At 60.6% G+C, this 7,406-nt stretch carries 5 protein-coding genes; 4 read left to right on the forward strand and 1 reads right to left on the reverse strand.

The window, feature by feature from the left end; translation table 11 throughout:
• Nucleotides 1-150: 150 nt before the first annotated feature.
• The 4 genes from Q8P46_11200 (at nt 151) to Q8P46_11215 (ending at nt 7,090) form a co-directional block, all read left to right on the forward strand.
• Entirely contained in the window at nt 151-3,231 is a 3,081-nt protein-coding gene (locus tag Q8P46_11200) for a type I restriction endonuclease subunit R (protein ID MDP2620720.1), read from the forward strand.
• A gap of 103 nt (nt 3,232-3,334) precedes the next feature.
• Nucleotides 3,335-3,955: a hypothetical protein gene (locus tag Q8P46_11205; GenBank protein ID MDP2620721.1), complete on the forward strand. Its 621-nt coding sequence runs from the start codon at nt 3,335-3,337 to the stop codon at nt 3,953-3,955.
• A gap of 723 nt (nt 3,956-4,678) precedes the next feature.
• Entirely contained in the window at nt 4,679-5,842 is a 1,164-nt protein-coding gene (locus tag Q8P46_11210) for an ABC transporter permease (GenBank protein MDP2620722.1), read from the forward strand.
• Nucleotides 5,843-6,382: 540 nt separating this feature from the next.
• Nucleotides 6,383-7,090 carry a hypothetical protein gene (locus tag Q8P46_11215; GenBank protein MDP2620723.1) on the forward strand — a complete coding sequence of 236 codons (708 nt, stop codon included), beginning with the start codon at nt 6,383-6,385 and terminating at the stop codon, nt 7,088-7,090.
• Between the two features lie 117 nt (nt 7,091-7,207).
• Here Q8P46_11215 and Q8P46_11220 read toward each other — a convergent pair.
• On the reverse strand, nt 7,208-7,406 hold a 199-nt coding region (locus Q8P46_11220; protein MDP2620724.1), incomplete at its 5' end, for a hypothetical protein.

Raw genomic sequence — 7,406 nt, forward strand, 5'->3', positions numbered from 1 at the left:
GGGCAACCTGGAGCTGCTGCCCAGTCGAGTGCTGTTCCATGCGGACCGGGAGGCATACAAGGCCGCGCTGAACGACCATCTCGCCGAACGAGACGGGACCGAGAACGGCGACGATCAGGCCGCGCCGGATGATGACCTGAAGGAGACGGAATGACGATGTCCTCACCGACCGAGCAGCTCGTCGAGGATGTCGCCTCCGTCTATTTCGGGGCCATCGGTGCGGTGACCAGACGGGGCATCGAGATCGATGACGCGGGCGAGCGTGGCGATGCGACTCGGGTTGTGCTGACCGGCCGCCTCGGTGGCGCACTACATCGCCTCAATCCCAGTCTGCCGCATGACAGCATTGAAGAAGTCGTGCGTATCCTCTCGCGCCCGCCGCACCCGACGCTGATCCAGAACAACCGCTGGGTCCACACGCTGCTCACTGACGGCGTCGAGGTCGAGTACCGCGATGCAAAGAGCGGCGAGACACGCGGCGACCGCGCCCGGCTGGTCGATTTCGACAATCCGGCCGCGAACGATCTGCTGGTCGTGCGCCAGCTTACCGTAACCGGGGCTTCGGGCAAGAGCATCCGCCCGGACTTGACCGTATTCCTGAACGGGCTGCCGATCGCGGTGATCGAACTCAAGGACCCGACCGATACCCAAGCCGACATCGGCGTCGCCATCGATCAGTTCGACCGTTACATGAGGACGGCGCCCGACCTGTTCGTGCCGAACCTGGCGCTGGTGGTCTCGGACGGGATGCTGACCCGCGTCGGCGCGATCACCAGCGCGCGCAGCCGCTTCATGCCTTGGCGCCCGATCGACGATCGCGAGGGCGGCGGCGCGCCGACCCTGGAGGCGCTGATCCGGGGGCTGTTCGAACCGCGGACGCTGGTCGACTACCTGCGGACCTGCGTCACCTTCGAGGAGGACGAGCGCGGCGAGATCGCCAAGAAGATCGCGGGCTACCACCAGTTCCGCGCGTTGCGCAAGGCGCGCGCCAGCGTCCTTGCGCGTCTCAAACCGCCGTCCGGCACGGGCGACGGTCGCGGGGGCGTGATCTGGCACACCCAGGGCTCGGGCAAGTCGCTCACCATGTTGATGCTGGCCGGGGCGCTGATCCGCGAGCCGCGCATGACCAACCCGACGGTCGTCATGATCACCGACCGCAACGATCTGGACGATCAGCTCTTCGACACCTTCGCCGCCGGGCGCGCGCTGCTGCGGCAGGACCCGGTCCAGGCCGCGAGCCGGGAGCATCTCAAGGCGCTGCTCGACCGTGCGGCGGGCGGGGTGGTGTTCACGACGATCCAGAAGTTCGCCGAGGCGCACGGAGTGGTCTCGGAGCGCTCCAACGTGATCGTCATGGCCGACGAGGCGCACCGCAGCCAGTACGGTTTCGTCGACGGCGGGGCGCGCTGGATGCGCGAGGCGCTGCCCAACGCGACCTTCGTCGGCTTCACTGGCACGCCGCTGGAGCGCGACGACAAGAACACGATCCACGTCTTCGGCGAGTACGCGGACGTCTACGACATCCGCCAAGCGGTCGAGGACGGGGCGACCAAGCCGCTCTACTACGAATCCCGCATCATCAAACTGAAGGTGAACGAGGAGGGCGCGCGGGTCGCCGAGGAAGAGGTCGAGTACGTCGTCAACGCCGACCGCAGCGGGGAGGCAGCGGAGGACCGGATCCGCGTTCCACTGGAATCGCTCGTCGGCGCCCAGGAGCGCATCGCACGCCTGGCGGCGTTCATCGTCGAGCACTGGGAGAAGCGCCGCGCCGCGATGGAAGGCAAGGCGATGGTGGTGACCATGAGCCGCGACATCGCCGCGCGGCTCTACGAAGCGATCCGCACGCTGCGCCCGGACTGGCACGACGCGGATGACGAACTCGGCGCGATGAAGGTGGTCGTGACTGGCACCAACGAAGATCCCGAGCCGCTCAGGAACCATGTGCGCACCAAAGTCGCCCGAAAGCGCCTGGCCGAGCGCTTCAAGGCCCCCGACGACGACCTGCGCCTGGTGATCGTCTGCGACATGTGGCTGACCGGCTTCGACTGCCCGCCGGCGCACACGATGTATCTGGACAAGCCGCTGGCCGGGCACAACCTGATGCAGGCCATCGCGCGTGTGAACCGCGTCTACGGCGACAAGCCCGGCGGACTGATCGTCGACCTGCTCGGCCTGGCCGACCAGTTGGCCGATGCGCTCGCCACCTACACCCAGGCCGGTGGCACGGGCGAGGCCGTCAGGAAGGTGCAGGACGACGCAGTGCCCGCGATGCAGGCGGCCTTCGAGAAACTACGCGGCTTCTTTCACGGTTGCGACTACGAGCAGGCGCTCGACGCAGAGCCGCAAGCCGTGCTGCCGGTGTATCTGCGCGCGATCGATCACGTGTTCGGGCAGAGCGACGACGGCTGGAAACGCCTGCGCACGCTGGTCAAGGAACTGTCGGCGGCCTTCGCGCTGGCGGTGCCGCGCCCGGAGACCGAAGCCATCACACCGCATCTGGCCTTCTTCCAGCGTGCGGTGGCGATGATTCGCAAGCGACTGGCTGACGACAGCGGCGGCGGAGCTGGCCACGCCCGCCAGCGCGACATTGACGCCGCCGTGCGCCAGGTAATCGGCGGCGCGGTCGATGCCGACGAAGTCATCGACCTGTTCGCCGTCGCGGGCCTAGCGGAAGCCCGCCTCGACATCCTGAGCGATGAGTTCCTCGGCCGGGTGGCGGCGCTGGAGCAGAAGAACCTCGCCCTGGAAACGCTACGCAAGCTGCTGAACGACCAGATCCGCATCACCGAGCGCACGAACATTGTCCAGAGCAAGAAATTCCGCGAGGCGCTCGAGGACGCCATGCTGCGCTACACGAACAAGGCGATCTCAACCGCCGAGATGATCACGCGGCTGATCGATCTGGCAAAGAGCCTGCGGGATGCGCAGAAGCACGGCGAGGAGCTCGGCCTGAGCAGCGAGGAGACCGCGTTCTACGATGCGTTGGCGGAGAATGAGTCGGCCCGGGAAGCGATGCAGAGCGACACGCTGCGACTCATGGCACGGGAGCTGGCCGAGATGGTGCGCCGGATGCCGAAGCTCGATTGGACGCAACGCGAGTCAGTGCGGGCGAGCCTGCGGCGCAACGTACGGCGCCTGCTGGCCAAGTACGGCTACCCGCCGGATCTGGCGGAAGGGGCAACGCAGCTCGTCTTGCGACAGGCGGAGTTGTCGACGGAGAACTCGGAGTAACAAGATGGTTTGGCTCGGTGGCGGGAGGCCTAACAACAGCATGCAGCGGACGGCGCTACGCGCCGCCGCTGATGCTGGGCGTTAGACCTCATGTGAGTCGAAAATGAGAGACCTCCCGCCGCCATTCCGTTTCGACATTGGGAAGCTTGTCCAAACGGGCCGCCGCCTGGTCGAACACCGAGTAACGGGCGTCTCGATAAATCTGCCGTTTGTGTCGTTCTCAGTTAGCCCTGACGACGTTGAGAGGGGAGTTGCACGAGAAGTGGTGATTCGGCTAGCCGATCGTCGCGTGCTGAATGCATTTGAGTGTTGCGACAACTGTATTGACCAAGCCTTGTCGTCTCTCCAAGAGATCCGGCGCTTGCTTGTAGATAAACAGGTTGAGTTGGCCGGTCACTCGGATGGTGGTCTCTACCTATTACTTGAGCTTCAAAATGAAGCGATTCGACAATTTCTGAGCTTTGAACAATCTCTGAGGTCTGAGTCGGTCGGCGCGACTTCCACAATCCCACACCACCCGGACTTCTATCGCGCGCCGGAAACTAAACAGTCGTACTTTGCGGCGCTAGAGATACTGCGTGGCCATCTATATCGGTGCCTGGAGCAGGTCGCGAAGGTGGCAGATATCGAGATCCCGAAGATTTCCCAACATATGCGCTACGACGAGGCGTGGCAGCTGTCTGCGTACGTCGAGCCAGCGCTGGATACACGAGATGAGGTCTAACAACGGCATCGAGTTCGTGCGCTTCGCGCACCGGACCGCTCATGCCGAGCGTTTCCCCCTTTGCTCACCAAAAATGGCTGTGGACAACTCCCATTTTCAAACACGGTCCCACCTGATAAAAGATAATTGGCTCAAAAGTTATCACCAACATGACGCGATCTGTTCACATTCCGCATCACTGCTCATTCGGGGCAAACAGCGGTAAGAAAATAAACGAGTGCCCAATCGCGACACAATTCAATGCAAATACACGTCTGGGTGCCTTCTCCCTCCAGGCTTTACCCCTCGGCCTGTGTTGTTGCTTTACCAGGGGGCACGGATAATCCGGGCTTGGCGGAGAAGTCCGCCGTTCAAGGTTCAAAGTTCTAACCAAAAGTATTTAAAATTCGGAAACGAAGAAGAGATCGGAAAAACCATGTCTCCCGCAAAGACGCAAAGTGACGGGCCGAGGTCCGTCATCCCGAGCGAATGCGAGGGATCTAAGAAAGATTTCTCCCTTCGGTCGAAATGACACCGAGTGTCACTTTGCGCCTTGGCGCCTTGGCGGGATAAATTTTCCTGGAGTCGCTCTGTTCAACATTTCCTAGGTAAGTATTTAAGGAGCGATAAGATTTCTTATACGTTGAACCCATTCGCCAAGCTCAGGGCAGGCATTGAACATGGAACTTTGAACTTATCTCTGGCGCAAGGTTTATGATTAAATCGGTTTGCTCAGTCCTACGATTGCTGCGCACGATCTCCTGGCGGCATGTCCAGCGCCACCGGGTGCGCACGCTGCTCACGTTTTGCGGAATCGCCATGGGGGTGGCGGTGATTATCGCCGTCGCCCTGGTCAACCGCTCGATGACAACATCCTTTCAGTCGACCATCGATCAGATCGCCGGCAAGGCGGTGCTGCAGGTGTCCAACGGTGAGAGCGGCATCGCGGAGTCGCTGTTCCCACTCATCAGAGATACGATCGGCGTGCGCGACGCTGCGGCGGCGGTGGAAGCGTTTCTGCCGGTCAGCGGCGTTGCGGGCGAGCGCTTGTATGTTTACGGCGTCGATCTGCTCACCGATTTCGCCATTCGCGAACATCAGTTTGCCGGCGCTGAATTCGCCATGGACCAAGCGCTCGATTTCATCGCCCGCCCGGACTCCATCGCCGTGACCGAATCGTTTGCGAGCCGGCTTAATGTTCCGCTGGGCGCGACCATAACCTTGCTCACCAGCCGGGGCAAGCAGCCGTACACTGTCCGGGCGTTGCTCAAGGAGGAGGGTGCGGCCAAAGTTTTCGGCGGCAGCTTCGCGCTGATGGATTTGCCCGTGGCGCAGCGGGCCATCGGCAAGGAGGGAAAGCTCGACATTGTCGACTTGACCGTCGAGGACGGCGCCGAGATCGAAACGGTTCGACGACTCGTTAGGGAACGGCTGAAGGGCGCGGCGGAGGTGGAGAGGCCGCGTAAGCGTGGCGAGCAAATTGATCTATTGCTCACCTCATTTCGCGTCGGTCTTTTTTTCGTCAGTCTGATCGCGCTCTTCGTCGGCCTCTTCCTGATCTACAACACCCTGTCCGTTTCCGTCATTCAACGCCGCCGCGAAATCGGCATGCTGCGCTGCCTCGGCATGCGCCGCGGCGAGCTGTTGCGGTTGATTATCCTCGAAGCCTTGCTGCTCGCGCTCAGCGGCGCGCTGGCGGGATGCGTGCTCGGCTGGGCGTTGGGTCAGGCCGCGCTGGTCGCGGTGGGGGAAACGGTCGGTAATTTATTTTCACTGGTGGATTTGGCCGCCGAATCTTTCGGCTTGACGGACTTGGTTCTGGCTCTCGGCAGCGGCGTTGCCGTCGCCCTTCTGGCGGCTCTGATTCCAGCCTGGGAGGCGATCCGGATCAGTCCTTTGGAAAGATGAAGGTGTCAGGCTAACCTTTTTGCCGGTTTCTTGTTTTAGAAAAAGATCGAAAAGGTTTGCCTGACCCCATTTTTTATGTAGAGTGGGACACCTATCTCTATGCGCACGTGTAGACGCTGATGGGAACGCAACTCTTACGCTGTTGATGGGTCCAAACGGGAGTGCAGAAGGGCTTCTGTGGGTGATTTGTAGCGTTCCAGTGGCAGACTACAAGGAGCTTGGCGTGCTTCCTCCGAACTCGGTAATTAGAGTCTTGGGGGAGATTGCAAAAGCGGACACTATGCAGGTCGAATTGGTGAATCCACGTTTGCAGTTTATCGACAAAGGTCGCAGTACTTAGTTTCAAGTTTGAAGGCAACAGCGGCCTAACAATTCATTCAAGCCGTCCGCCGGGGTTGGGCCGATTCACTTGCAACCGCTCCCGGCCGGCGGCGGCTTAATTCAAGCGTTAGACCGCTCGATGTCGTTCAAGGAGGACGAGTGACTTGTTATGCGGTGCATCTCGGCGATTGTGCAGGAGGTCTCTCCAAGGAGCACTACGTGTCGGAGTCGGTTCTGGAGATCGCGGGGACGGCTGTTCAAGTTACGGGCTTTCCATGGCAACCGGGCGGTGAGACGGCGCAAATCGGGACTGCTTCGCTCGCGGCAAAAATTTTATGCAAGCGTCATAACGAACAGCTCTCGCCGCTTGATTCTGTCGCGAAAGTATTTCTTTCTGACCTGAAAGCGAGCTTTCAAGAGGCATCCGAGAATCGGCTGTCGAATAGCACGTATCAAACTTCCGGTAGCTCCTTCGAGCTCTGGTTACTCAAAGTTCTCTGCGGATTACTGCCACTTTGGAAGGTCGCTGTCCCGCACACGTGGGTCGACATTCTTTTCCAGCGGAATTCCTGGCCCCCCGACGCCGGGCTGCACATTTTCGGAACTCCTGGGGTGGCTAGCTGGTACTTTACACTTGTCAGGGTAATCTCGGTTATGGCTACAGAGGACCCGAGCCGAATTGCAGGAGCGAAGTTCGGGATCGGAGGACTCGCGCTGCTTCTCGCCTTCGGCACACCTAGGTTGACCGAGCCAGGTATGCAGGCGTTGTACCGGCCAGCAAGCTTATTGATTGAGAGAGACGGAAAACAGAATAAGCATGTGCTGTCGTGGGATGATCACGGCGCGCATGGGACCATGAACCTTCGAATAACCGGCGAGATAGCGAGCGGGTCGGGACCTCGGCCAATCGTTGAGCCGGTAGGCTAACAGGTCTTGGGTGTCACGAACGGCCTAACCCGCGGCTTAAGACTGATGTCGAGCACGCTCGCCTTTCAGGCTCGCTTATTCGCCACGGCTTAGCCGCATCGCGTTACCCCTTTTAGCTCACCAAAAATGGCTGTGGATAACTCCCATTTTCAAACACGGGCCCACCTGATAAAAGAGGATCATCGCATAAGAGTATGGGCAATTTTTGATGGCATATGTGGCTGAGAGCCGCGCCAGGACTGGGGTTGAGGAGTTTGAAGAGGGGCGGAAATTTGGCATGATATCTCGATGCCTATTGCTACCAAACCCAAAGGTC

It is taken from the genome of Hyphomicrobiales bacterium (genome assembly GCA_030688605.1).
Lineage (GTDB): Bacteria > Pseudomonadota > Alphaproteobacteria > Rhizobiales > NORP267 > JAUYJB01.